Origin of the sequence: Leptolyngbya sp. AN02str, from assembly GCF_050565595.1 — a bacterium.
Lineage (GTDB): Bacteria > Cyanobacteriota > Cyanobacteriia > Elainellales > Elainellaceae > Kaiparowitsia.
The window spans coordinates 32570-57948 of the sequence record NZ_JBNXVR010000016.1 but is presented as its reverse complement, the minus strand read 5'-3'; the positions used below and the strand labels follow the sequence as shown (position 1 = coordinate 57948).

The 25379-nt window shown below is 51.7% G+C and carries 18 protein-coding genes; 11 read left to right on the top strand and 7 right to left on the bottom strand.

Features of this window, described 5'->3' with window-relative positions; translation table 11 throughout:
* Nucleotides 1-411: 411 nt before the first annotated feature.
* From ACQ4M4_RS14040 to ACQ4M4_RS14020, 5 genes are all read left to right on the top strand, one after another.
* Nucleotides 412-1002 (top strand): hypothetical protein, encoded by a 591-nt coding sequence (locus tag ACQ4M4_RS14040; RefSeq protein WP_430685123.1) that lies wholly within the window; start codon nt 412-414, stop codon nt 1000-1002.
* 1090 nt (nt 1003-2092) lie between these two features.
* Nucleotides 2093-3025 carry a PRC and DUF2382 domain-containing protein gene (locus tag ACQ4M4_RS14035; RefSeq protein WP_430685122.1) on the top strand — a complete coding sequence of 311 codons (933 nt, stop codon included), beginning with the start codon at nt 2093-2095 and terminating at the stop codon, nt 3023-3025.
* 200 nt (nt 3026-3225) lie between these two features.
* Entirely contained in the window at nt 3226-4257 is a 1032-nt protein-coding gene (locus ACQ4M4_RS14030) for a PRC-barrel domain-containing protein (protein WP_430685121.1), read from the top strand.
* A gap of 787 nt (nt 4258-5044) precedes the next feature.
* On the top strand, nt 5045-5674 hold the full coding sequence (locus ACQ4M4_RS14025) for a hypothetical protein (protein WP_430685120.1): 630 nt from the start codon (nt 5045-5047) through the stop codon (nt 5672-5674).
* Between the two features lie 287 nt (nt 5675-5961).
* Nucleotides 5962-6171, top strand: coding sequence for an acetyltransferase (locus tag ACQ4M4_RS14020; protein WP_430685119.1), 210 nt, complete (start codon nt 5962-5964; stop codon nt 6169-6171).
* A 332-nt stretch (nt 6172-6503) separates the two neighbouring features.
* Here ACQ4M4_RS14020 and dxr read toward each other — a convergent pair whose 3' ends face one another.
* A complete protein-coding gene (gene dxr / locus ACQ4M4_RS14015) occupies nt 6504-7685 on the bottom strand; it encodes a 1-deoxy-D-xylulose-5-phosphate reductoisomerase (protein ID WP_430685118.1) in 1182 nt (393 codons plus the stop codon).
* 161 nt (nt 7686-7846) lie between these two features.
* Nucleotides 7847-11164 (bottom strand): DUF4912 domain-containing protein, encoded by a 3318-nt coding sequence (locus tag ACQ4M4_RS14010; protein ID WP_430685117.1) that lies wholly within the window; start codon nt 11162-11164, stop codon nt 7847-7849.
* A 584-nt stretch (nt 11165-11748) separates the two neighbouring features.
* On the opposite strand from ACQ4M4_RS14010, the gene ACQ4M4_RS14005 reads away from it, so the two are divergent.
* On the top strand, nt 11749-12993 hold the full coding sequence (locus ACQ4M4_RS14005) for an NAD(P)/FAD-dependent oxidoreductase (protein ID WP_430685116.1): 1245 nt from the start codon (nt 11749-11751) through the stop codon (nt 12991-12993).
* 279 nt (nt 12994-13272) lie between these two features.
* Here ACQ4M4_RS14005 and ACQ4M4_RS14000 read toward each other — a convergent pair whose 3' ends face one another.
* Complete coding sequence (locus ACQ4M4_RS14000; RefSeq protein ID WP_430685115.1) at nt 13273-13779, bottom strand: hypothetical protein; 507 nt, start codon at nt 13777-13779, stop codon at nt 13273-13275.
* A 293-nt stretch (nt 13780-14072) separates the two neighbouring features.
* Here ACQ4M4_RS14000 and ACQ4M4_RS13995 point away from each other — a divergent pair, with 293 nt between their 5' ends.
* From ACQ4M4_RS13995 to ACQ4M4_RS13985, 3 genes are read left to right on the top strand one after another with little or no spacing between them, the layout of a single operon-like run.
* Entirely contained in the window at nt 14073-14642 is a 570-nt protein-coding gene (locus ACQ4M4_RS13995; protein WP_430685114.1) for a L,D-transpeptidase, read from the top strand.
* Between the two features lie 34 nt (nt 14643-14676).
* Complete coding sequence (locus tag ACQ4M4_RS13990) at nt 14677-15999, top strand: TIGR04283 family arsenosugar biosynthesis glycosyltransferase (RefSeq protein WP_430685113.1); 1323 nt, start codon at nt 14677-14679, stop codon at nt 15997-15999.
* Nucleotides 16000-17157, top strand: coding sequence for a PD-(D/E)XK nuclease family protein (locus tag ACQ4M4_RS13985; RefSeq protein WP_430685112.1), 1158 nt, complete (start codon nt 16000-16002; stop codon nt 17155-17157).
* A gap of 170 nt (nt 17158-17327) precedes the next feature.
* Here the strand turns inward: ACQ4M4_RS13985 and ACQ4M4_RS13980 are convergent, their stop codons facing one another.
* The 3 genes from ACQ4M4_RS13980 to ACQ4M4_RS13970 form a co-directional block, all read right to left on the bottom strand.
* A complete protein-coding gene (locus tag ACQ4M4_RS13980) occupies nt 17328-18293 on the bottom strand; it encodes a DUF1517 domain-containing protein (protein WP_430685111.1) in 966 nt (321 codons plus the stop codon).
* A gap of 342 nt (nt 18294-18635) precedes the next feature.
* Complete coding sequence (gene thiS / locus ACQ4M4_RS13975; RefSeq protein ID WP_430685110.1) at nt 18636-18845, bottom strand: sulfur carrier protein ThiS; 210 nt, start codon at nt 18843-18845, stop codon at nt 18636-18638.
* Nucleotides 18846-18897: 52 nt separating this feature from the next.
* Nucleotides 18898-19950 (bottom strand): thiamine phosphate synthase, encoded by a 1053-nt coding sequence (locus tag ACQ4M4_RS13970; RefSeq protein ID WP_430685109.1) that lies wholly within the window; start codon nt 19948-19950, stop codon nt 18898-18900.
* 366 nt (nt 19951-20316) lie between these two features.
* Here ACQ4M4_RS13970 and ACQ4M4_RS13965 point away from each other — a divergent pair, with 366 nt between their 5' ends.
* Together ACQ4M4_RS13965 and ACQ4M4_RS13960 are read left to right on the top strand one after the other, a co-directional pair.
* Nucleotides 20317-21660, top strand: a complete 1344-nt coding sequence (locus tag ACQ4M4_RS13965; RefSeq protein WP_430685108.1) for a DUF1565 domain-containing protein — start codon at nt 20317-20319, stop codon at nt 21658-21660.
* A 196-nt stretch (nt 21661-21856) separates the two neighbouring features.
* Nucleotides 21857-22627 (top strand): L,D-transpeptidase, encoded by a 771-nt coding sequence (locus tag ACQ4M4_RS13960; protein ID WP_430685107.1) that lies wholly within the window; start codon nt 21857-21859, stop codon nt 22625-22627.
* Nucleotides 22628-22675: 48 nt separating this feature from the next.
* Here the strand turns inward: ACQ4M4_RS13960 and ACQ4M4_RS13955 are convergent, their stop codons facing one another.
* Nucleotides 22676-25342 carry an MGH1-like glycoside hydrolase domain-containing protein gene (locus tag ACQ4M4_RS13955; RefSeq protein WP_430685106.1) on the bottom strand — a complete coding sequence of 889 codons (2667 nt, stop codon included), beginning with the start codon at nt 25340-25342 and terminating at the stop codon, nt 22676-22678.
* Nucleotides 25343-25379 lie beyond the last annotated feature (37 nt).

Genomic DNA, 25379 nt, shown 5'->3' with positions numbered 1-25379 from the left:
TTCTCTCATGAACTAATGTGAATCCAGTGGGCAAGTTATCCACTGAAAAGCTCGATCGGGGTGATCTTGCTCGCCATCGTAGGGATGGTCCTTGGAGGAATAACCCTATCCGCTTGATGGTTTGTGACGTTGTTGGCGTAGATGTTACACGTCTTCTCTCAATTTCTGCTGTTCTTGATAAGCACATGCGAGTTATTGGGTTGGAAACCCTGCCAACAGCTCAAGGGTTTTCCCGTTTTTGGTGCCTCTACAACTCCATAACGCATTTTCCCCGTATCTCATGCAAACTCCAAAGCCTTTCGATTCTGCACAAACTGCGTTAGGTGTGAAGTTTTTGGGCCGTGGTGTAACACAATGGCGAACTGCGACACAGAAGAGTACAAGCCACCCCCCCGCTCAGGAGTATGCTCCGTGAATCGCTTTTTGATGAACCGCCCTACCCATCTCGCTACAACTTTTGCGGCAGAGCCGATCTGGCCCAATGCATTACCGTTGAGTCGTCCCGATCAGATTGGTCAATTTGAGAATCTGGTGTTGGTTGATGCGCCCTTCTTATCACCAGGATTGATTGATTTGTTGCAAGATGCTGGGCATGACTGGATTTGTGCGCTACAGCCTGATTGGGCAGTGGAACATCAGCGCTGGTGTCTGTCTTCCCACGCTGTGGTACTGAGCGAGTCATCGATTGGCTCTGGCACAATTCGCGACTATGTGGCGGCGCTGGCACCAGAGCGGTATCAATGGGTACGGATAGAGGGTGCTCAATATTGGGTGCACACCTGCTGCTTGAATGTGATTGGCATGGGGCGGGTGCGTATGGTGGTTGTGGCTGAGGAGGGAGGAGGCGATCGCCATTGCTGGGTACTGGCTACCAATCGTTTGGGCTGGTCTCATCGCCACATTTTGAGCCAATGGCAGCAAATAATGGGGCACTTGGGGCGATCGCCCAGCGAAGCACACCTGAGGATTCCGCCGTCTGCAGCACGCCCTATTCATTCATAAACAGGGCTTACTCAACACAAACACACTAGATTGAAGGACTTGCATCGGTTCTGATCTAATGGGCACGCGATCTGTTCTAAAGATCATCCCGGAATCAGTTTGCGACAGCGTGTAGTAGATAACATTCACGCTTCAACACGTTGTGGCTCTCAGTTTCCCCCAATGGAGGTGCCCATGCAGTCTCATCTTTACACTTCCTCTTCAGCCAAAACGGAACTACCTTTGTTTCTTCAATCTGCGGCTGGTATTGTTGGTTTTTTGGTCTTGGTCTGTTTGATCTAGTTCATCGCCCCACTCTTCTTCGCTTCCAATCCTTTCGACATTTGCATTCCACAGACCACAGGGTCTCCCAAGATCCAGCCGTTCCGTTTCATTAGAACTGACGCACTTCATCCATCATTCAACTACGTAAGTCCTGTCCGTTTTGGATGGGGAACATTATCGGAAAGCGCATTCACAGCTCGTCACGTGAATGCGCTTTCCATTTTTGAAAGAATAGTCTGTGGGCAGGATTATTTTGTTGGAAGTAACTGCAAACTTTTAGCAAGACAATTTACCGATCTCTTTATTGTACTCCCCACTTTAAATAGATGAATTCGGTGTCTAATTTTTTAGGTACTTCCTAGAAATATCTCAATACACATCATTCGTTTTTACGTGGACCCAGGCGATCGCTCAGCAAATTATTTCTTGCATAGGTCTTTATACTGAATGGGCGATCGCACTCATCTTCTATCTTTAACCTTCAAATAAATACAAACTGTTGACAGCATTAAAGTATCCCTTCCCTCACTGATGAGCTTGTTTTACAGGCGTTTCAGCTAATCAGAGCTCCATCTCTAGGTAGATGAATAGACGAAAATGAATCAAGGTAACGATCTCGATTTTTGCTTTCAAGCAATTAAATTAGCTTGAAAAATATCTTAATTTAATATCAATAAATATAATTATTTAAAGTAAATCAAATATTAGCCTTTTCATCTTTGGTTAGACTCAAGTATTTCCTTATTTAAGTCAATGGAGTGATGAAATTATCAACAATAAAATCTAACTTGTATGTAGAGATTTAGATGTGCAAGAGGAAAATGTAATGGCTTTACATAAAATTAAAGACTTCTATCCCGACTATCCAGAGCTGTTTGGAAATCACGACATTCTGGGATACAGCGTATACGCTACACCTGATGATAAGGTGGGTTCTGCTGACAACCTGATGGTGGATGAAGACGGTCGTTTTCGCTACTTAGTGGTTAACACTGGCGTGTGGATCTTTGGAAAGAAGGTGCTGCTGCCTGTGGGTCGTGCCCGCATTGACTATGACGATCGCCGTATTTACGTTGATGGGCTAACCCGCGACCAAGTCGAAAACCTGCCCGAGTTTGATAACGACATGACTGTCGACTATGACTATGAAGAGCGTGTGCGCAATGTCTACCGTCCGGGTGCTGCTACAGGCGTTGGTACTGACCGAAGCATGACAGCTGATAAGAAAGGGGTCACCCGAGATCGCACAGCTTCAACCAGCCAAACCGACACATATGATCGCAACTCTTATCGCTATGACGAAGAGCCAGGATTGTATGGGATCAACGAAGGCTCGCACGGCAGCCTACGTTTGTACGAAGAGCGGTTAGTTGCAGACAAGACTCGTCGCAAAGCGGGTGAAGTTGCTTTGGGCAAACATGTAGAAACCAAGCAAGCCAACGTGTCGGTTCCAGTTGAGAAAGAGCGCGTTGTCATTGAACGTTCTGGTGGCGCTGCCAATCAGGCTGTTACTCCAGGGGCTGATGCTTTCCAAGAAGGCGAAGTTGCCCGTGTTGAGGTTTACGAAGAAACACCCGAAATTCATAAAGAGGCTTTCGTGCGGGAAGACGTTAGCGTTCGTAAAGTGGTTGATCGGGATACCGTTGAAGCCAACGAAACGCTACGCAGAGAAGAATTGGATTTAGACACGCAAGGCAACCCTGTGGTTCGCGATAGCAAAAATCCAGGAGTTGATAAGCGACGAACTGAGCGCCGCTAACTTCTAACTGCTGAGCACTAATTGGCACCAGGCATAGTTTTATGCCTGGTGCTAACCCGCTCTATCTAACGATCGTAAAAAAGAGCGTGAAGTTATTTGAAACTTGAGTACGCATTATATCTACAGAAAGAAAAAGCAAGAGAAAATCAAATTTTTTGGAAGAGATTTACCTGTAGTTTATAACCCATTAAGAACAAGCCATGAGTTCAATTCACTTAAATAAATCAGATGACCATCGAGGTTACATGTTTTCCGATGCAGACCTAACAATTTTAGATGTTTATTCTAGCAATAACGATCGCGTGGGTAGGGTCGTTGAGGAAGTGATTGATCGAGAGAGTCAGTCTCATTATTTGCTAGTTCGTTTAATTAATGGAGCAACGAATAAAGAAGTACTTCTTCCAGTAGAGCAACTGAATGTAAATCTAAATCGGCAACGAGTTGATGTGGAGGGATTAACGACGATCCAGCTCTACCAGTTACCTTCGTCATCTAGCTACAGTCCGGTGAGCGATCGCACTCCTCCTCCAGCCTCTACTCAACAGAGCTATGCTTCTCCTCAGTTATCGACCCAAGCTTTGGAAAACGAGCAACCTTTGGAAAATTCTACGCCGTTAGAAGGGCCGGTTGCCGTAGAGTCGGTTGTGCGGCTTCAGCCATCTACCGTGCTTTACCAAGATTCCCAGGCAGAAAGGGTAATGCCTCAATCTAGGGTGGACTCTACTAATCAATCCACACCAACGGCTGCTCAACTTTCAACCCATGAACCAGCTGTGGCCGAGGAATCTTTGCAAGAGCAAACGATTCAATTATTAGAAGAACGAGTTGTCAGCGATCGCCAACGTCGAAAGGTTGGAGAGGTGGTCATTCGAAAGGCAATTGAAACCAGAATGGTGGAGGTTCCCATTCGCAGAGAGGTGCTAATTGTAGAGCAGGTCAGTCCAGATCGGCACAATTTAGCGACGATAGATCTAGGCTTAGAAGCTCAATCAAGCGATCGCGATCGCCTATTCCAGACGAATGCTAGCGATTCGTTGATGTCAACCACAGGCCAGCCAGACCAAACTCTACAAAACATTCAGTATGTTCCGATCACAGCTGCTCAAAAACTCATAGATAGCGTTATCAGCAAACCAGAAACTCAATCAACCCGAGTAGCGCTCATTTTTGAGGAAGATTCTGTCCAACAAGCCTATGAGCAATGGCTTCAACGTCAAACGAGTCATCAGTAAGTCTCTTTAAAGATGGTAGAGATACCGTAGCCTGTTTACACATTGCTCCCTCGTTGATGAATTGGGTCAACAATTAAAAATGGCGTACTGGAGCCTATGTTATTTATAGGAGCCATACGCCATTTTTGCTAAAAATATTTGAAAGCCTGCGTGCGATCGCCATTTTCTCTGCAATTCATTATCTATTTCTCAATAGATAAAAAATCATCTTAATAAACGGTAGATAAACCACACTCCTGCTGTCGTAAACCGACGACAGGCACCTAATAAAGTATTAAAAATAAAGTAAAAAGATCTAAGATTCTGAGTGCATCAGCAAAGTCAGAAAGCTAATCGCTTTTTTTGTTTGCAGATTTATTAACGTCTATAGCTCTCCCAAAATTACGTGGACTTAAATAAGCAGCCATTAAATCAATCCAAAATCATGCAGAACTTAAGACAGAGCTTTAGGAGTAGCCCAGCAGATGAATCAAATTTTCTGCCTAAAGTGAGATTGGAACAAATCGACGCAATCGCTATGATTAACCCATTACAAGAGCCTGTTTTTACTCCTCTTTAATACAGGCTTTGACGAAATAGTGGTTCTTAAATTTGCCAAAACTGAGTTGGTCTTTTCGTGCTTCATCTTAATAGGCTCACTCCTATTTGTTAGCTGAGCACAACATACAATGACGAACTAATATGGCAAACCAAAATTGACACTAGATTTAACGATAAAGAAGCTGTCAATTCCGTTTTTGCTGAATTGACCACTAGAGATTTGCAGAAACTCAGGAGAAAGTTACCCATGTCATATGCAGATAGACCTGTAGATTACGTCGCTGAGCGTACGGCTACTGTCGCTGTAGCAGATTATCATGACCGAGTTCGTTGGGGTCCAATATTTGCTGGTTTAGTCATTTCATTAAGTACTCAGCTTGTTTTGAGTGCTCTTGGAGTTGCAATTGGGTTAACGACGTTTGCTGGTTCTGCTCAGGCAAATGCTGGAGAAGTTGGCTCAGCAGTGGGCATTTGGTCAATCATTAGCTTGCTTATTTCACTGTTTGTGGGTGGATGGGTAACGGCTCGTGCCTGTGGTCCGATGAACCGCAATACAGCCCTTTTGAACGGGGCTATTCTTTGGGCCACAACGTTGGCGATTAGTGCTTGGTTGCTTTCATCGGGGGTATCGGGTGCTTTTGGGATTGCAGCATCCAATGCTGGTGAAATTCTCAACCAAACTCAGCAAGGTGGCGCTCCGTTACCTGGGGTAGATCCCAATGTGAGTGATGCAGAGGCTCGTAATATTGCTGGCAATGCCGCTACGGTGGGCTGGTCGTTTGCCTTGGGTTCTCTGTTGGGATTAGTTGCTTCGCTCATTGGCGCGTCTGTAGGCGTTCGCCGCCCTCGGACAACCGCTGTCGATGACCGCTACTAGTACGGTTCTCATCTGCTGTTTAGGAGTCAATTCTTACGAGGCTTGCTCCTAAACAGGGTCTTTTAAGTAAATGATGGGATGGACAGAGTAATGTAGAGCAATTTTCGTTTTTCTTTAGCGCTGTTTTACGTTGATGTTTTCTTTCATCTGTAGGGCAAAGCGTTTAGTTACGATTGCTTTGCTACACCCCATTTATTTTTTTGAAAGGTGTATATTTCAGATATTCCCTCTGAATTGCGCTTTATCTCTACACCCCGCTATGGATTAAGAAAAACTAAGGAGTTCTTATGTTTTTACAAGACAAAAAGAGTAGCGTTTTAGTGAAAGTCTTAAACCTGGAAGAGTTGTTTGATCCGATGCAGGAAGAGATTTCGGGTCAAATTCAGGATGGACAAGAGGAACAAGACCCAGCGCCGATGCCCAAACAGCATTTGGTGTTTCCGTCGGGGGAAAGTTTGCCTCAGTGTTGGTTGGATAAAGACTACCGCAGCCATTAAGTGCCTTGTCAACCCGTATGGAGCTAGCTCTCAACTGGTGCGGTTGAGCTAATCACTCTTTGATAAGAGATCTCTCATACGGCATTGAGAGGCCACATCTCAACCTGTGGTTTTCCCGTCATATGTGTTTTACGGTGTGGCCTTTCGTCTCAATCAGCTCCTGATTTTTTTGGAACATAATCAGGCTGCAAGCAGTAGGAAGAGAGATGATTAAAAGCGTGTTTTGGGATGGCTTTGTTGCCAATTCCAAAACACGCTTTTGATGGTTGCATCCGCTCACGCTCTCAGCGATGGGATGCTTCATTAAGCACAAATGTGCTAACAGGTTGACATTAAGCAATCATCGTTGTTAACGATTGGCTTGCAGTTAGTACTTGCTGCCGGGCCCACTGATCAGCTGCAATAATGTCTTGCAGGGTGGGTTGGACGTGGTTGTCGGCTTGATGGCGATCGCACACTGTTTCAATCACCCGTGGGATATCCAAAAATCCAATCTGCTCATTGAGAAATAGCTCCACAGCTTGCTCATTAGCAGCATTGAGAACCGCTGGCATCGAACCTCCGGCACGCCCGGCTGCATAGGCCAGCCGCATACAGGGATACTTTTGGTGGTCGGGTTCGCGGAAGGTGAGCTGAGCACACTCCACCAAGTTTAGGCGCGGCCATTCAGTAGGAATGCGATCGGGATAGGCCATTGCGTACAGAATGGGCAAACGCATATCTGGCAGACCCAACTGCGCCAACACTGACGTATCTTCTAGCTCAATCAGCGAATGGATAATGCTTTGGGGATGAATGACAATTTCGATATGGTCATAGTCCACACCAAACAAGAAGTGAGCTTCAATCACCTCTAGGCCCTTGTTCATAAGGGTGGCGGAGTCGATAGTAATTTTGCGCCCCATCGACCAGTTGGGATGCTTCAACGCATCCGCAACGGTTACAGTGGGTAGTTTTTCAACTGGCAAGTCGCGAAAAGCCCCACCCGAAGCGGTGAGTAAAACCCGTCGCAACCCGCCCGCGGGGACTCCCTGCAAGCATTGAAAAATGGCAGAATGCTCAGAATCGGCTGGCAGCAGCTTGACTCCGTACTGCTCAATCAACGGCAGAACAACTGGAGCGCCAGCGATCAAGGTTTCTTTGTTGGCCAGGGCAATGTTTTTCCCTGCTTCGATGGCGGCGATGGTTGGCAACAAGCCAGCACAGCCAACAATTCCTGTAACGACAACTTCCGAATCACCATAGCGGGCGACTTCAGCAACACCTTCCTCCCCTGCTAGCAAAATCGGAGGCTGATCCAGGTCGGCGATCGCTGCTTGGACAACAGGCAACTGAGTTTCATCGCAAATAGCCGCAATTTGAGGACGAAATTGCCGGATTTGTTGGGCGAGCATGTCGCCATTGCGCCCAGCGGCTAAGCCGACTACCCGAAATCGATCGGGATACTCACTCACAATATCGAGGGTTTGAGTGCCAATAGAGCCCGTTGAACCAAGCAGTGTAATCGCTTTCACAATCGCTTAAGAATTCGGCACCTCCAATTCTATCTTCAATGGTGACAGCGCAAAAGCAACCACAGCCGCAATTCCTAGCCATTCAGCATGAATCACCCATGTTCTATACGCAATGGTTCAAACTATGGGTGATTGAATAGATTCATTCAACGGCTTAGCCGTTAGTACAGCTCATCCTCGGCTTCATCTTTGGTGTTGGTGCGGCGCTCGGGTGTTTCGCGGTTGAACTTCATGTGAATGGAACGGGTTTGCTCGCCATCTGATGCGATCGCCAAAATGGGGAAGTCAATCAGCCCATCCTGGAACGACATTTGAAAGCGGAATGTGCCGTCGGGGTTGAGCGGAACTGGCCGTCCGCCAATGTAAACGGTGGCATCGGGTTCCGTTGCGCCGTACACAATCAGCTCGGCATCGGCCACGAGCCAAAACTTGCGCGATCGCAGTGGTGGCATCGACGCCGAGAATCCAATCCCCGACATCGATAGACCCGACATTGTTGGCAACGCCCACAGCCCCATCCCCGAAGGAAACACAAACGAGCTAATGGATTCTGCTGGAGCAAACTGGGCCGAGCGTTCAACCATTTGAGCTGAACCAAAAATTGACCCTGCAACATGCTGCATCGAACCAAAGAGCGACCCCGCAACCTGCTGCGCTTCTACCGATTGGGCTTGGGCAAACATTTCGTCGTAGATGGGGTTGGCGGCGGCGGCGGCGGCGGCCCGCTTTTCGGGAGGCACCAACTCCAAGAAAGTCTTGCCCCGCAGATCTTCATTCCAGTCGATGGTGAGAAATTGCTCTTCGTACCAATCGGATGGATAGACAGGCGGCACCCGCACCATGTTGGAGCGTGCCAACACAAGCCAACGGCCATCCGCAGCCAAGTAACCAATCTCAACCAGGTAGTCGCGATCGCTCACGGGAATTGGCAAGTACCAGTCTTGCGCCAGCTCATCGCAGTCAAACTGTTGTAGGCTGTGGGGCCGTTGATGGCCCAGATCCACATCTGTGACATCGTATAGCCGCAGCGCCAACCGTTCGCCCCCTTGACGGCGCAACTCTTCCTTGTGCTCGCTGGGGACATCCCAGTAGGTGTAGGCCCACTGCGGATCGCGGGGCATCAGCACAATCCGGCTTTGGCCATAGCCACCGGGCAAATCCGCCAACCCTTCATCCACATCCGCCAACGCCTCAGCAGACAGATCCGATTGGCCCACATCAAACTTCGTTGCCTCGACATTGGACTGCTCTTCCTGTTCCGATAAAGCACCCAATGCACCCAACCCAGTGGCGGCCGCAACGCCACCCACCACCATGCCCAGCCCTAGCATCTCGGTATCCTTGACCGCTGGCGCGTCAACAGCCAGGGTCATTTCCTCTATCACAATCTCTTCTGTTACTACCTCTTCTGCCGGGGGTTGAGGCTCTGGCATCGGTTCTGTTTCACTGGACGCACCTGGAGTTTCCACCACAGATTCTTCAAGGGTCAGCTCTTCCAGAACTGGCTCTTCCAGAACGGTCTCTTCAACAACTGGCTCCTCAACCGAGACCTCTTCCAGAACGATGTCTTTTGAGCTGACAGGCTCTGTCGTATCCTCTGATTCAGGCATGGCATTTGCAGCGAGAGTCGCCGCTGCCAGCATGGCCGATGCTTCAGCGATCGCAGGAGGCGATTCTGGTTCTTCAACAGGTTCCTCAGCTGCGGGTAAGTCCACAGATGGCTCTTCTAGTGCGGGCTCTGCCGCAGGGGGTGCCACTACCGGAGGAACCGCCGCCGCTGGAGCTTCAGGAATGCGAATCTTTTCAGACCGAGCCAGGGGAAGCCAGCGTCCATCTTCGGTGGTGTAGCCAATTTCTGCCAAGTAGTCGCGATCGCTCGCAACAGGAACATGGCGATCGCGCTCGTAGTCTGCAACGGAATACCAAGTCGGCTGAAGGCCGCTCAGCGAGGCATTTTCCGGATCTGCCACATCGGTTACATCATAAATAGCCAGCTTCAGATCCTTACCACCGTCCGCTTTCACAGCTTGCTTGTGGTCATCAGGCGTTTCCCAATAGGCATAACCCAACTGGTGATTGCGCGGTGACAAGACAATTCGACTCTTTGGCTCCGATTGACCCAGGGCACCCAACGCCGCAAGACCGCCAGTTCCCGCTAGCACCCCTCCTACCAACGTCGGATCAACATTAGACCGGGCAGCGCTAGCCGAGCGAGTGGCCCGATCGGACGAAATCACCGATTCCGCACGGGAAGCCAGGGGAGGCTCAGGGGCAGCCGCCGGAGTAGTGGATGTAGGCCCACCAGCCAGCGGAACCGTTGATCCACCATCGGCGATCGCGCCATCTCCTCGTCTGCGGAATAGGGCCATCAGCAGGGGCAATAGGCCCAGGCCAATTAGGGCAATCCAGGGTAGTATCTCAGCAAATGAGCGCGGGGCTGGTGCTGCCGTCGCGGCGGAGTCTGGCTCTGTCGGGCTGGAGTCTACGACAGGGCTGGAATCTACGACAGGAACTGGGTCTACAGCAGGGATAGGAGAAGCATTGGGACTCACCGTAGAAGCAGGGCTGGCCGTTGCGGTTGAGGCTGGTGCTGCCGCAATGGTCGATACGGCCCCGGCCACCGCCGAAATCTGGTCGCCGGATGTATCGGCTAAGCCCACAAAGGCAAGCGCAGCAGGCGGTGCTCCATCCTTATATATGTAATACCGGGGCTGCGAATAGGGATATCTGGGATCATCCGGCAGGGTTTGGTGCATGGAAATGACGCGAACATCAGCGCGATCGCCCACCTGGCTGGTCACCGCATAGCCAATGCCATCCTCTCCCAACGCATCAACCACGGCATCGGTTGTATCCTCATCAATCTGAGCTACCGTTGCTCCAGGTTCAAACCCACCTAGCGTTTCCCAAATGCTGTATTGGCTGACGGCAAGGCGTGTATCACTCTCATCAGGGCGATCGACAAACCGAATTGCCCCTGCCTCATCGCCCAGCTCAGACCAATCGGTAATTTCACCCCGAAAAATGCGGGCAAATTGCTCAAAGGTCAAATTCTCGCTAAAGGCATTGTTAGGGCTGACAAAAATCGCAATTTTTTCGCGCTCAAGTGCGATCTGCTGCAACCCTTGAGCAAGCTCAGCTTGAGTTAACGGGCGACCAATCGCTGCAATCTCAATCTCATCGTCCAGCAGCTTGCGCAAGGCTTCGTCGGTTCCAGTTGTGGCTAGTTCAACCGTCGTCCCCTCATAATCTGCTTCGTACTGGGCCTTGAGCGCTTGGTTCGTCACCGCCATGCTGCTCGATCCATCAATACGAACCACCGAGCCAGCAGGAACCGAGGGGAGTGGCACAGGTGAAGCGGCTGGGGCTTGTGCCAACACGAGCTCGGCAGCAATAGCCCTGGACAGTGGCTGAGCGGATGCCAAAGCTAGGAGCAGTGCCAGAGTCAGAACCGGAGTACTTTTACGTTGCAGCATCATATTTGTTAAAAGGGGTCAGCCTAACTTTCCCTGACTAAAAAATTAACTTTTGCAAAAGACGAGATGATTATAAACACCTTACGATAAATAACAAAGTGTTTCTTCATGCGGAACTGTAAAAAACTGATTTTGCAAAAAATGCCAAAATTGGCTAGATTCTCCCATCCATGGCATTTTTATGCATTTTTAGAGGCTGTGGTTACTATCTTAGGGGGGAAGCTTCGCGCTCAGCTTTAAACCAGTCCCCATACCTGCTGGCAACGGGCCAAGAGTTGTGCTCCACCCCAAAGATTCCAAGTCCTCCCACCTCAACAGGGCCGCACCAACTATTCTCAGTTTTTGTCGTTGGTTTATCCAAGTTCCTGGTTTGCGTGGTCTAAAAACATCAGTGCTTGAAACCGATATGGGAACGAAAGCCCAGCTTTTCTGCTTCCGAGTGGGTGGTGCTATGGAAACGGTGTGATGTGCCAGTTGCACAAAAAAATTACTCCATCAACAACCCCATATTTGAAACGCGATCAAGCGCGATCAAGGGATTGCATCCTGGATCGAAGACATCACGGTGTATAGCTGGGTGACAGCGTATGGCAAGTCCTTTATTCATCTCCAATTCGTTTTGGCTCACCGACGGTGTGCATCACCATCAGCAAACGACCGCTCAGTTGCCTTCTGCCGCTGAAGTTGTGGTGATTGGTGGCGGAATTTCGGGGGTGAGTACCGCCTATTGGCTGAGCCAAATGGGTCTTGAGGTTGTGCTGTTGGAGCAGCGCGGTTTGGCTGGGGGCGCGACAGGCCGCAATGGTGGCCACTTGGCCCTTGGCACCAATCGCTCGTTTGGCAATGCGATCGCCACCTATGGATACGACGCCGCATGGGAAATTTGGCAATTTACTCAACAGGTGGTTGAACAAATTCAGCAGTTCATTCACCAGCATCAGATTCAGTGTGATTTGCGCATGAACTCATTTGCCTCATTAGCCCAAACGGAAGCAGAAGCAGAAGCGTTGCAGCAGTCCTTTGAGTGGATGCAAAAAGCAGGCTTGGATGTGGAGTTTTGGGATGGGAAGCAAGCCGCTGAGCATACACACAGTTCGCGCTTTTTAGCCGGGTGGCACTATCAAGAGCATGGACAAATTTGGCCTGCCAAGCTGGTGGTGGCGATCGCCCAGGTTGCCATGGAGCAGGGTGCCCTCATTCATACTCACACTCCGGTCGAAGCCGTTGAAGCGCATGGAAACGGCTTCAGCGTATACACCCCCCAGAGCACGATTCAGGCTCAGGCGATCGTGCATGCTACCAATGCCCATGCGCGCCGTTTGCGTCCTATTCTTCAGGAAATCATCGTTCCTGTACGAGGACAGGCGCTGGTGACTCAGCCCGTGCCGCGCTTGTGGGAATTTGACTGGATTACTAATTACGGCTATGAGTACGGGTTGCAACGGGTGGATGGCCGAATTGTGTTTGGTGGTATGCGCTGGCGATCGCCCACAATGGAATGGGACATAGAGGACGATAGCCAGATTCATCCCACCATTAGCCAACAGTTGCGTGAGTTTTTGCCCGCGACATTCGATGCCTTACGAGATGTTCAAATTCAACAAGAGTGGACGGGAATTATGGCCTTTAGCCCAGATGACAATCCACTCATTGGTGCGTTGCCTGGGTATCCCAACGAGTTCATCATTGCGGGCTATAGCGGTCATGGCATGACCATTGCCTTTGGAGCCGGCAGGGCGATCGCCCGCATGGTGGCCGGATATCCGCCAGAATTGCCCAGTGCCTTCTTCCCAGATCGGTTTAGCCAGCTACAGCAGCCAATGCCCACGTAGTTTTTCCACGTTCTGGGCTCAGTAGAGTTTCCGCCACGTCATAGACTTTTTGCCCGAATCATTGCGCAGAGCTGCACAACGATTCGGGCTGAAAAGAACCACTCGCTCAGGATATTGAATGATTTGCGCAGGAGGTCTTGTAAATTCAGCCATACAGAAATCGCCCTATGCCAGAGCGTGCTCATGGGCGATAGGGCGATTGAGTGAGTTATTTAGACTGAGTTATTTAGATTGGATGCAGAGCAGATGAGGCAACCAAGTGCGCTCGCCCAGTGTCGTTTAATATAGACCGCGAACCGGGCCAGCGGGTGGAGCCGGAGGCGCAGCCGGAATAGAAGGCACCAACACAGGGCGGTTAAACCCAGCGGGGAATTGGCCTGGTGTGGCTTCTTGATAAGAGGGTAAAAACATGAGAGACGTGCCAAAGGGATTGGCCAAGTCAGCGGTGCGAATGGTAGGGTCGCTGGTGCCTTGGTAGCTCAACGCATTGGCATACACTTCGTGTACATCCTGAGCATCTAAGGAAATGTTGGCTTCGGGGAAGGGGCCAATAATCCACGTTAGGTTGTTGGGAATTTGGCGGTTGCGCCAGTAGGTGCCGCTCAGTCCAAAGTAGGCGTCTTCAAATTCGGATTGCAGCGTTTGCTGTCGCTGGAGTGTTTCGCGATCGCGAGACTCGTCGGCTGGTATTTGTGCGATCGCGCTGCTGGCCAACAGTGCGGACGATGCCACCAGTCCTACAGAGACCCAAAATCCTGTTAGTAAGCTGTTGCTCCTCACGCCCATACCAAAATCCTCAAATTTTGACTTTCATCCTAGCTCATGTTTCTCAAGAGATCTCACTTTTTTTGCCAGCTTGGTTGATTCTACAGACTGAGTTGAATTGAGATTGGTTATGGGTATGCTAGAAGCATTTAAGCAGGAATGTTTACGGAGGTTTCTGCTAGAAAAGATCTCTGTAAGCCAGCCTGCCTCGCCTCTGTTGACAGCGGTGAACCATCGTTCGATGAGTTCGGCCCGATGAGTTGAGCTTGAGATGATGTGATGTTGAGGATATGAGAATCAACAAATTTTCCCCCATGAATTCTGCTTGGGTACTCGGTTTAAATCGCTGGATGAGGCGAGCGCTTTCGGTAGGGTTTGCGATCGCAAGTGGTGTATTTGTCACACAATCGGTGGTGGCGCAGGAATGGAACCTGAGCGACGAATCTTTGTATGAATCGTTTCCCATGGGTGACCTGAGTTCGCCCGCAGAACGAAACTTGCGCATTGAAATTGCCCTGAGCGATCGCCGATTGGTCGTGTACGATGGCGACACCGAGCTGAAAAGCTATCCCGTTGCGGTAGGACGGCAGGGCTGGCAAACCCCCGTTGGGAGCTTCGAGGTCAAGCAAATGATCGTTGATCCGGCGTGGCAACATCCGTTTACCGGCGAAGTGATACCGGGTGGCACTCCCCAAAATCCACTGGGCAACTACTGGATTGGCTTTTGGACAGATGGTACAAATTGGGTGGGCATGCACGGCACCCCAAACCCCGAAACCGTTGGCACAGCAGCCTCCCACGGCTGCATCCGCCTGTACAACGAAGATATTCAAGAACTGTTTAATCTGGTGAGTATGGGCACTCCGGTTGTGGTAGAGCCGTAAGATTTGGGGGAAACCCAACAAACCTCAATCCCCAATGCCCATCGAGCATCTCATCCTGTTTACCCGATATCCTGAGCCGGGTCGCACCAAAACCCGGCTCATTCCGGCATTGGGCGCAGAGGCCGCTGCCAACGTGCAACGAGCCATGACAGCCCATGTCTTGCGGCAGGTACAAGCCTTGCAGCAGGAGCGATCGCTCCAGGTGTCTCTGTGGTTTGCTGGTGGTTCCGTTGCGCAAATGCAGGCTTGGTTGGGGAATGGGTGGCAGCTCAAGCCTCAGCCAGATGGGGATTTGGGCGAGCGCATATTGGTTGCGATTCAATCGGCCTTGGCCAAGGGTGCAGAACGGGTTGTGGTGATTGGGGCCGACTGCCCAACGCTGGATGCCCCTTGTTTAGCGCAAGCGTTCAATGCGCTGCATCATCATGACTTGGTGCTTGGGCCAGCCACCGATGGCGGCTACTACCTGATTGGGCTGACTAAAGCCATTCCCGAACTGTTTCGCTCCATCGATTGGGGGACTGAGCGAGTCTTTGCGCAAACGATGGCGATCGCTCAATCGTTGAACCTGACAGCCTCTACGCTGGTTCCGCTTACGGATGTAGACTACCCTGCCGATCTACCCACTTGGGAGCAGGTTCGGCAGCGCATCGTTTCCGTCATCATTCCAGTGCTGAATGAGTCGGCAACGCTCGCAAATTGCTTAGCCTACTTCCGCTCTGTGCCAGAGATGGAAGTGATTGTGGTGGATGGCGGCAGTGGTGATGACACGGTGGCGATCGCCCAGTCTTTGGGGGTGCAGGTGATGACCTCTCCACCAGGACGCGCCCACCAAATGAATGCTGGAGCGGCGATCGCGACTGGGGATACGCTGCTGTTTTTGCATGCCGATACCCGTTTACCCGCCAACGCTGCTCAGCACATTCGGCAAACGTTGGCCCAACCTGGGGCGATCGCTGGAGCATTTGATCTCAACATTGCGGGTGCAGGTTGGGGATTGCGAATAGTGGAATGGGGGGTGTATTGGCGATCGCGCTTGTTGCAACTTCCCTATGGTGACCAGGCCATTTTTCTGAGCAAGCAAACGTTTGAAAAAATGGGTGGCTTTGTGCCCATACCGCTCATGGAAGACTTTGACCTGGTGCAGCGGTTAAAACAGTGGGGAAGCGTGGCGATCGCCCCTGCTGCCGTCACCACCTCAGCCCGACGCTGGCAAACCCTGGGTACATTGCGCACAACGCTCCTCAACCAAGGGATTGTGCTGGGCTACTATCTGGGCGTTTCTCCCGAAACCTTAGCTCGCTGGTATCGCGATCGCAAAGGTAAACTCAAACCCCAAACCAAAGGGCAAAAATAAGTGAGCACCACATCGCTTTTCAGTCGGCTTCTCAGCTTAAACACTGGCAGAATTCCACTGGAAGACTTTTTTACTGAACTCGTTGCTTATCTTTTCAGCCAGAACAAAGAGATTTTGTATGCTTGGCTTCAAGCGCTCAAATTAATTGATGCAACCGCTTGCTTTGATGCCCATGTGTTCACACAGCAGGAATTTAAACGGCTTGACAATCATGATTCAGAGAGCCGCCCCGACATATTAATCAAACTCATCGGCAAAAGCGGTCAAAGCATGATTTTTGTTGAGAGCAAGATTGGTTCTCACGAAGGCCATGAACAGCTTTCTAGATATGCAGAAATTCTAGATAGCTTTGCAGGCTTCCATCAAAGTGTTCTCATTTACATCACTCGTGATTTTGAACCAAAAAACAAATCAGACATTTTCAAAAATATTCCCGAATCTCCTGTTCAGTTCAAGCAGGCGCGATGGCATCAGTTTTATCAATTTCTCAAACCCTGGAGCAAGACAGCGCTAGTTCCAGAAATTATTGCATTTATGGATGAAAACCGTATGGCACGCAATAACCAATTCTCCTCTATCGACATCATTGCATTAGCAAATCTTAGAAACTCAATTAAGCTTTTGGATGAGGCACTGGGAGAAGAAGTGAGTCAAAAATTTGATCAAGTTTTGAGTATTACTAGACGCAAGAAACAAAAACCAATCATAGACGGACAATTTAATGACCATGGAAGATATGTGATATCTGCGTCCCTCTTGGGCGGCTTTTGGTGTCACATGGGTTTCTTCTTGCAAACACCAAACCTCACAGATTATCCAACCGTCCGGCTTATGCTTGAAGTTGACTCTATCTCTGATTGGAAAAGCGATATTGTCGCTGCCATGAATAAGATTTCTGAACAATATGGCTGGGCTTGTGATGATTTGAATAACTCGGGCGGTTGGCCAAAAGTATTTCGAGAAAGCAGTTTGCGAGATTTCTTATCTGAAGACGATCACATAGCTGCAATCAAACGATTTTTTCTACAAGCTTTAGATGAGTTGAGTGCGATTAAAACGCAATATCCACAGTTACCGTGGGGGGTCGTGCAAGATCAGGATAGTGAAGAGACTTCTCCAAATCCATCGGATATCTATCTGAATAGCCAATTTGAATAGGAATTTCTGAATAGCCTTTTTGTCACCTGCCAATACGGCTATGTTTCATTGCTGTTGGCAACCGCAATATGACGTTTTTTACCAATTCGCCCAAAAACAAATAGCCTCTCCAAGTGGAGAGGCTGTTTGTTTCACAATGCTTTAGCTAGCTGCTAAGCAAGGGGATGAAGTTAGATGAGGCGTAGTTCGGGGTAATTGGCCAACACTTCTTCGGAGGACATGGTTTCGCCTTCGGCTTGAGGAGTCCACAGCACTTCCAAGGCCAACAGGCGATCGCTCGACACAGAGCCCAACTGAGTTAGCGCACGGCGCATATCTGCTTCGCTGTTGATGGCAGGCAATTGCAAATCGCCCTGAGTTGCCACCAGCAACGTCGCCACAATGTACTCTCCAGGCTGGGTTTCGGCCAATGCTTGCTCCCCACCGTCGGAAACGGCGATCGCCGCCCGCTTCACCTGGCTATTCACATTCGACAGCGTTTCGCCGCTGAACTTGCTGCGCTCAGCCAGAGCCAATCGGTTGAACTGAGCTTCGGCAGAGTTGAGCGCGATCTTACTGCTTGTGGAACCACCATAGGCCCAATATTCGGGATGGCGCATCAGTGCCAAAGTTGACTCTTGCAGCACTTGGCTCAAGCCAGCTGCCGTGCTGGTATTGGCCTTTTCGGCAAGGTTGTTGAGGTCGGCTTGCAGCTCACGAGCATCCGCCAACAGCCCAACCTGCACCTTGGCGACCGATACCTTGGGATTGCTGGTGTACCCTAGCTCATCACTCGACTCGGCGGTTGCATTGCGGAAGCTACGTACCAGGAAGCTTGCCAGCGACAAGAACAGCAGAATGGTGAATAGGCCACCAAATCCGCCGCCAATGCCAAAGATCGGCATGATGAAGGGGAACCCAAAGCCACCACCGGGATAGCCATAGCCATACCCGCCGCCATAGCCACCCGGAGACGAAGGCCGAGGCGCAACACGGGTCGGCGCAGGGGCTCTAAAGCTACCACCGCCAATCCGTCCGCCACCGCGTACGGCTGCCATGGCGTTGCTGGCATTGCCCAACACCAGCGTGGCAACCAAAGAGAAAATGACCAACGTTTTGAACAGGGGCTTGATTAAATTCACAAATTTTCTAGGCATAGACTTTTTGCCCATCCAAAGCAACAACCGCTGATGTCTGCTGACCCATGCCATGAGGGATGTGCCAGCCATCACAACAGCTTTACGATAATTCCTCTGTTCAGGTTTTAGCGGCAAACTGGAGAAATGAATCTGCCGAACACTCGACGGTGTGCAGCGTTGCCCTACGCCTTAACCAAACGTTACATCGCAAAGCCTCACTTACTAATCTACCGCTTTCCCGCCGTTGAGGCGAATTGCTACAGGCAGATTTAAGGTGGGATACCCGTACTCATGAGTAGGGGTTTGGGGTCGTGACGGGTCTAAAACATCACCGGGCTTAGGTAAGAATGGCAAACGAGCTTAGCCGCCTCCCACAATGGTGACAATTTCGAGGCGATCGCCCTCTTTCACATAGGTCTCATCCCAGTACTGACGATGCAAGATATCACCGTTATATTCCACCGCAACCAAACGAGGATTCATGCCCAGCGTTTCTAACAGCGTTGGCAGCACCAAGTTGGCTTGGCATTGGCGAGGTTCACCGTTGATGTGCAGATTGATGGTTTGCATGGATGAGATTTGGAAATAGGGAGTAGAGAGTGGGGAGTAGGGAGGAAAAGTATTAAAAGCGGGAGAGAAGGTGTTGGGTGGTGAGGAGGGGGTCGGGGGCGGCCATGATGGCGCGGACGACGGCAACGTGGGTGGCTCCGGCTGCGAGGACATCGGATAGATTATCGGGGTGGATGCCGCCGATCGCATACCAGGGCAGGGTGGCATGTTGGGCGGCGTAGCGTACGTAGTCGAGTCCGGCGGCGGCGCGTCCGGCTTTGGTTGGGGTTTCATAGACGGGGCCAACGCCAATGTAATCGGCTCCTTCGGCGATCGCCCGGTGTAGGTCGTCGGGGCAGTGGGTTGAGCGGCCAATCAGCTTGTGGGTTCCGATGAGGCGACGAGCCACCGCGATGGGCATGTCCTGCTGACCGAGGTGAACCCCATCCGCATCCACGGCGATCGCCAAATCCACCCGGTCATTCACAATAAACAGTGCCTTGTATTGATGGCAAAGCTGTTTTAACTTTTCGGCAAGGGGAAAGCGTTCGTCGTCATTGCGGTTTTTGTCACGATATTGCACCAACGTGAGCCCACCTTGCAGGGCTGCTTCCACCGTTTCAAACAGGCGATCGCTGGGAGATGTGACGAGATAGAGGGGCGATCGCTTCAGCCGTTCCAAAGCCGAGTGATTGGGCTTGAGTAGCTTGCTTTCTAGCGTGTACACGCGATAGCGCAACTGCTTGCAGGCCGTGGCCATCTCTAGCCAGTACAACTTGCCGTACTCCTCCAGCACGCGCAGTGCTTCTTGCACTCGGCACAGGTTCACCAGCAGCACATCGTCTACGCTTGTGCGCTGTTCTTCATCAGGATGGGTCATGCCTGTGCCGACATCACCGGGGGTATTGCGCGCGGCCCGCAGCTCGGCACTATGCCACTGGGCCAGCTCTTGCCGCATGGCCTTGCACTCGGCGGTCAATGCCACATCATCGGCACCAAATCGGCACCATTCTTCCACAATGCGCAATCCTTCGCGGGCGCGATCCAAGTTGGCATCGAGAATGCGATAAATTGCGGTGGTTGTTGTGGGAGATGGAGCCGAGCTGGACTGGATCTGCTGATGCATGGTGGAAACTGTAGATTGCAATTGGAATGAGCGCAGGTTGCCAAACACCAAAACATCACAGCACCCTGTGGATCGGTGGCTGTGATGTTCGCTGTATCCATGATATCGAAGTGTTTGATGGATGTGGCGATCGCATCTAGATGACCCACCGCCATAGCCGCTTGAGGCGACGCCTGCCCAGCATGAGGAAGCTAGGAGCGTTTAGGAACCTTGAGGTTGAAGCAGTCTGAGAAAAAAGTGAAGCATTTTCTGCACGGTTCGCTATGATGATTGGCCAAATGGAATAGCCACCAAAGACAATCATTGAACTCGTATTTTTGAGGTCAAAACTGGTTTAATTTGGCTTCTTTAGAGAGGTTTTTTGGCATGTTGAAGTATGGTTTGGGTCGATATTCAACGCAGCAAGTTGGAGCACGTTTGGCTCGGTTTCTATGTTTAAATCAGGGCCAAACGCGAGTGATAGCTCAGGTAATTTGTACCGGATTGGTGAGTGTGGGAAGTGTGGCCTATGGCTCTATTGCCATAGCATCTGAGGCGGGCGATCGCACGGGGCAACCGATGTCGGGTTCATCCGTTTCAGAACCCGTTTTGGGGCCAACATTGATGGCACAAACCCAAGTTGCTGCCGCCAACCAGCTATTATTTGTCAGTCCGGTAATGGGCAATGATTTAAGTGGCGATGGCAGCCAGCGATCGCCCTTTCGCACCATTACCCGCGCGTTACAAATGGCTCGACCCAATACTGCAATTGTGCTTGGCACAGGCACCTACAGCGCCGAAACCGGAGAACAGTTTCCGCTGCGATTACCCAATGGAGTTGTGCTGATTGAAGACCCAACCACCAACGGGCGGAGTGTGGTGATTCGAGGCGAAGTTCAGGGGCAAGCGGCGATCGCCACACAGCCCAGAGTGAATGCAGGGCCAACAGCGAATGCAGAGCCAACCGTGGCCGTTCCCGCGACGATTGCAGGGGCGGTTCCTGTCCCGTCTGCCGTTCCGGTAATGTCGGCTGTTCCGGCGCGACCTGCCGCTCCTGCCCGCACCTTTGGTTCGCGAACCGCCCAGCCTGTCGAAGTGGCACCCAGCCGTCCGGCAGCACCCCAGCGTACCTTTTCCTCTCGTCGGCGATCGCCCATCTCAACCTACGAAACAACAGCTTCTATCTCTTCAGCAGCAACCCCCGTCCGGCAATCTACCACTGGCACCGCCATCGAAATTCCAGTCCCACCGCCCGAAAGTCCGGGTTGGTCGGTCGCAGCAACGCCCCAGCCTGTGCGATCGCAGCCATCTCAGCCGCCGCAACCTTCCGTGCCGCCACCGCCCTCTGGGTTGCCTCAGCTCTCGGCAGCCCCGACCTTCAATCCTGATCTGTTGCCCGTACCCAGCGCCAACATTCCGACTGGCTATGTGGGCGACACACCGACCATTGGCGTTCCTAGAGTAGTGGCCAATTCTCTGTCGTTTAACAGCGGTGGCCCGGTGGCTAGCCGCGCCCGCGAAGTTGGGTTGCGCTACCGCGTCATTGTGCGAACCCGCAGCGATGCCGAGCAAAGCTTGGTGCGATCGCTCGTACCGGGTGCCTTTGCCACATTTTCGGGGAGCGAGGTGGTCATGCAAACGGGAGCCTTTGGCAACCGCGACAATGCCCAAGCTGCTGCCGATCAGCTCAGCCAGAGCGGGCTCCAGGCCATTGTGGAAGATGTGAATTAGAGACCGTTATCCGTTCCTATTGCGCCGACCCATCTCTGGTTAGATTTTGGGTGCGATCGCGCTATTTGGCTCAAAACCGTCAAAATTTCGGTAGAGTTCGGGATTAAGCTAGAGGTGACAGAAGAGTGTAGAAAGCGGTAATGGCTTTCTGATGTGATGGCTTTCTACAAGGCAACGGTTCTCATTCACCCAAGTCATGACGGATAGAGGTTCTATCACGCGTAGCTTTATGGTGCTGTGCTTTGCCACGGCGGGCCTGTTGCTATGGGCGCAAAACCTAAACCGGGCCGAGTCAGCCGGAGGTGGAGCCGCACCCCCGACTGACTCGGCTACGTTGAACGTTTCGGTAACTCCGGCGCGCTCCTCCACCTCATCCACAGCCGAGGCACTGGATGACTCCAAGGCGACCTCTCCCCTGGCGGGCGGCTGGATGCACCAGCTGTTGTCTCAGGTGCGATCGCCCTTCTCTCCTCCATCCGCAAAAGATACCCACTCCACCCTTCGTCCAGAACCCGACCCCAACGGATTTGTGGCTGCGGTTCCGGGACTCCACACTACCCTTCACACACTGCCCGACTCCGTTGCGCAAATTGTTGTGGATTTGAGCGATCGCCAAGTGTCCTTGTACAAAGGGGCTGAGCGCATTCGCAACTACCCCGTGGCGATCGGGCAAGATGGCTGGGAAACGCCCACAGGCCGCTTTGCCGTCACCGATATGCAGGTCAATCCCCATTGGCAGCACCCTATTACCAAACAAGACATTCCACCCGGCCCGGGCAATCCATTGGGCACCCGCTGGATCGCCTTTTGGTCGGATGGGCAAGGGGTGGTGGGCTTTCACGGCACCTACGATACCGACCTGATCGGGCAGGCTGTTTCCCATGGCTGCATTCGCATGCACAACGACGATGTGGAAGAACTGTACAAGCAGGTGGCGCTAGGTTCACCCGTCATTGTGCAGCCCTAGATCTACGCATGTTTGGTGGATGCCACCCATCCACCAAACATGACCCGATTATGGGGCTGGTCGCATGTCTTCGCCTGTGGCGCATTCGTACACGAGCGTTGCCACCAAGCCGGTCCACCCGGTTTGATGGTTGGCTCCCAGTCCCGTGCCATTATCGCCGTTGATATATTCGTAAAACAGCAGCAAATCGCGCCAGTGCGGATCGGTTTGGAAGCGGGGATAGCGACCGTGAATGGGGCGATCGCCACTGTCCTCATCATGCTCAAAAATGTGAACCAACCGTCGCGCAATCTCCATGGATACCTCCTGGAGGGTGGCCCAATTGCCCGACCCAGTAGGGCACTCCACCCGAAAGTCGTCACCCAAATACCGATGAAACCGCTGCAACGCCTCAATGATGAGGAAGTTCATGGGAAACCAGATGGGGCCGCGCCAGTTGGAGTTGCCGCCAAACATACCGCTGGTGGATTCTGCGGGCTCGTAGGCCACGCGATGCTCCTCACCATTGGTGCGAAACGTGTAGGGATGCTCGGCATGGTGCTTGGACAATGAGCGAATGCCGTAGGGACTAAAGAACTCATGTTCATCAAGCAATCGTCGCAAAATGGCGCGCAGTTTGGTTGGAGAGGCGATCGCCAACAGCCGATTGCGGTTTTCTTCAGTTTCCTTGAGGGAGGCAATATTTTGTTGCAGGAGCGGGCGGTTTTCAATAAACCAGTCCAGTCGCTGCTGAAAGTGCGGAAACTGCTCCAGCGTTTCGGGCTCGATCATTTCTACCGCAAATAGGGGAATCAACCCCACCATCGATCGCACCTTGAGGTGATGCCGCGTATCATCAGGCGCGTGCAGCACATCGTAAAAGAACTCGTCGGCTCCATCCCACAGGCACACATCGCCCACGTAGTTCATCGCATCCGCAATGTAGAGAAAGTGCTCAAAAAATTTGCTGGCAACATCCTCGTACACCGGGTTGAACTTGGCTAACTCCAGGGCGATCGCCATCATATTCAGGCTATACATCCCCATCCAGCTCGTCCCGTCCGACTGTTCTAAATATCCCCCCGTCGGCAATTCCGAGCTACGGTCAAAAATCCCAATATTATCTAGCCCCAAAAAGCCACCCTGAAACACATTGTTGCCGTCCTTGTCCTTGCGGTTGACCCACCAGGTAAAATTCATCAACAACTTTTGAAACACCCGCTCCAAAAAGGCCGTATCCGCTTTGCCATACAGCGACTTTTCGATCTGGTACACCCGCAGCGTCCCCCAGGCATGCACGGGTGGATTCACATCGCTAAACTGCCATTCGTAGGCCGGAATTTGCCCATTGGGATGCATGTACCATTCCCGCGTGAACCGATCCATTTGCCGCTTGGCAAAGTCGGGGTCAATCATCGCTAGGGGAATGACGTGAAACGCCAGATCCCATACCGCATACCAGGGAAACTCCCACTTGTCGGGCATGGAAATAATGTCGTCGTTGAACAGGTGCCGCCATTCGGCATTGCGGCAATAGTCGCGCTGCGGCGCGGGCTGGGCCGGGTCACCCGTGAGCCAATCCTCTATCACGTAGTGGTAGAACTGCTTCGTCCACAGCAAGCCTGCAAATGCCTGGCGCTGCACCTGTTGCTGCTCGGGGTTGGCTGGGGCAAAGCGTTGATAAAACTCGCCAGCTTCCTGTTGCCGCTGCTGAAATACCGCATCAAAGCGATCGCCAAAGGGTTGGCACTGCTCGGGTGGCGTTTCCGTTAGGCGCAGTCGAATCACCCGAGTTTCCCCCGCCTCCAGCATCAGGGAATAGTAGGCTGCCATTTTGGTTCCGTAGCCATCGGGGTTGACAGCCTCGGTTTTGCCCTGCACCACATAATCGTGAAAGCCATCTTTGACATAACAGGTAGAGTTGGTGGTACCAAACAGGCGCTCACGGTTGGTTTCATTTTCGGTAAACAGCAGTGGCGTTTCGGGATGGAGATGGGGGGTGTCGCAATAGAGCCAGCGATCGCCCAACGTGGGATGCATGGCATGTACCACCGGAACATCGGCTCCATCCACCGCCCGAAGCTGAGGAATATCGGTTCCTTCGTACCAAGACCAGGTGTTGCGAAACCACAGCGTGGGCAACAGGTGCAGGGGTTTTGGCGCAGCCGCCCGATTGGTCACGCTAATTTTTACCAATATGTCTTCGTCGGTTTGTTTGGCGTACTCCACCAGCACATCAAAGTATTCATCCCGGTCAAAAATGCCCGTATCCAACAGCTCAAATTCGGGATGGTGAAAGCCAAGCCGCTGGTTTTCCTCAAGCAGCTGAGCGTAAGGAAATGCTGCCTGCGGGTACTTGTACAGGTACTTCATATAGGCGTGGCTGGGCGTATTATCCAGGTAAAAGTAGTACTCCTTCACATCCTCGCCGTGATTGCCCTGTGACCCTGCCAACCCAAACATCCGCTCCTTCAAGATTGGGTCTTGCTCGTTCCATAGGGCGATCGCAAAACATAAGCGCTGGTGGTTGTCGGAAATGCCCGCAATGCCGTCCTCCCCCCAACGATAGGCGCGCGATCGCGCATGGTCATGCGGAAAGTATTCCCAAGCAGAGCCATCGGCACTGTAGTCTTCGCGGACTGTGCCCCACTGTCGCTCACTCAGGTATGGCCCCCAGCGTCGCCAATAGGCTTTGCGTTCTCGATCTTCAGCCAACCGCTTTTCTTCTGCGTTCATGGTTATTAGTCTCCAGTTTGCAATTTTGGATTTCGGA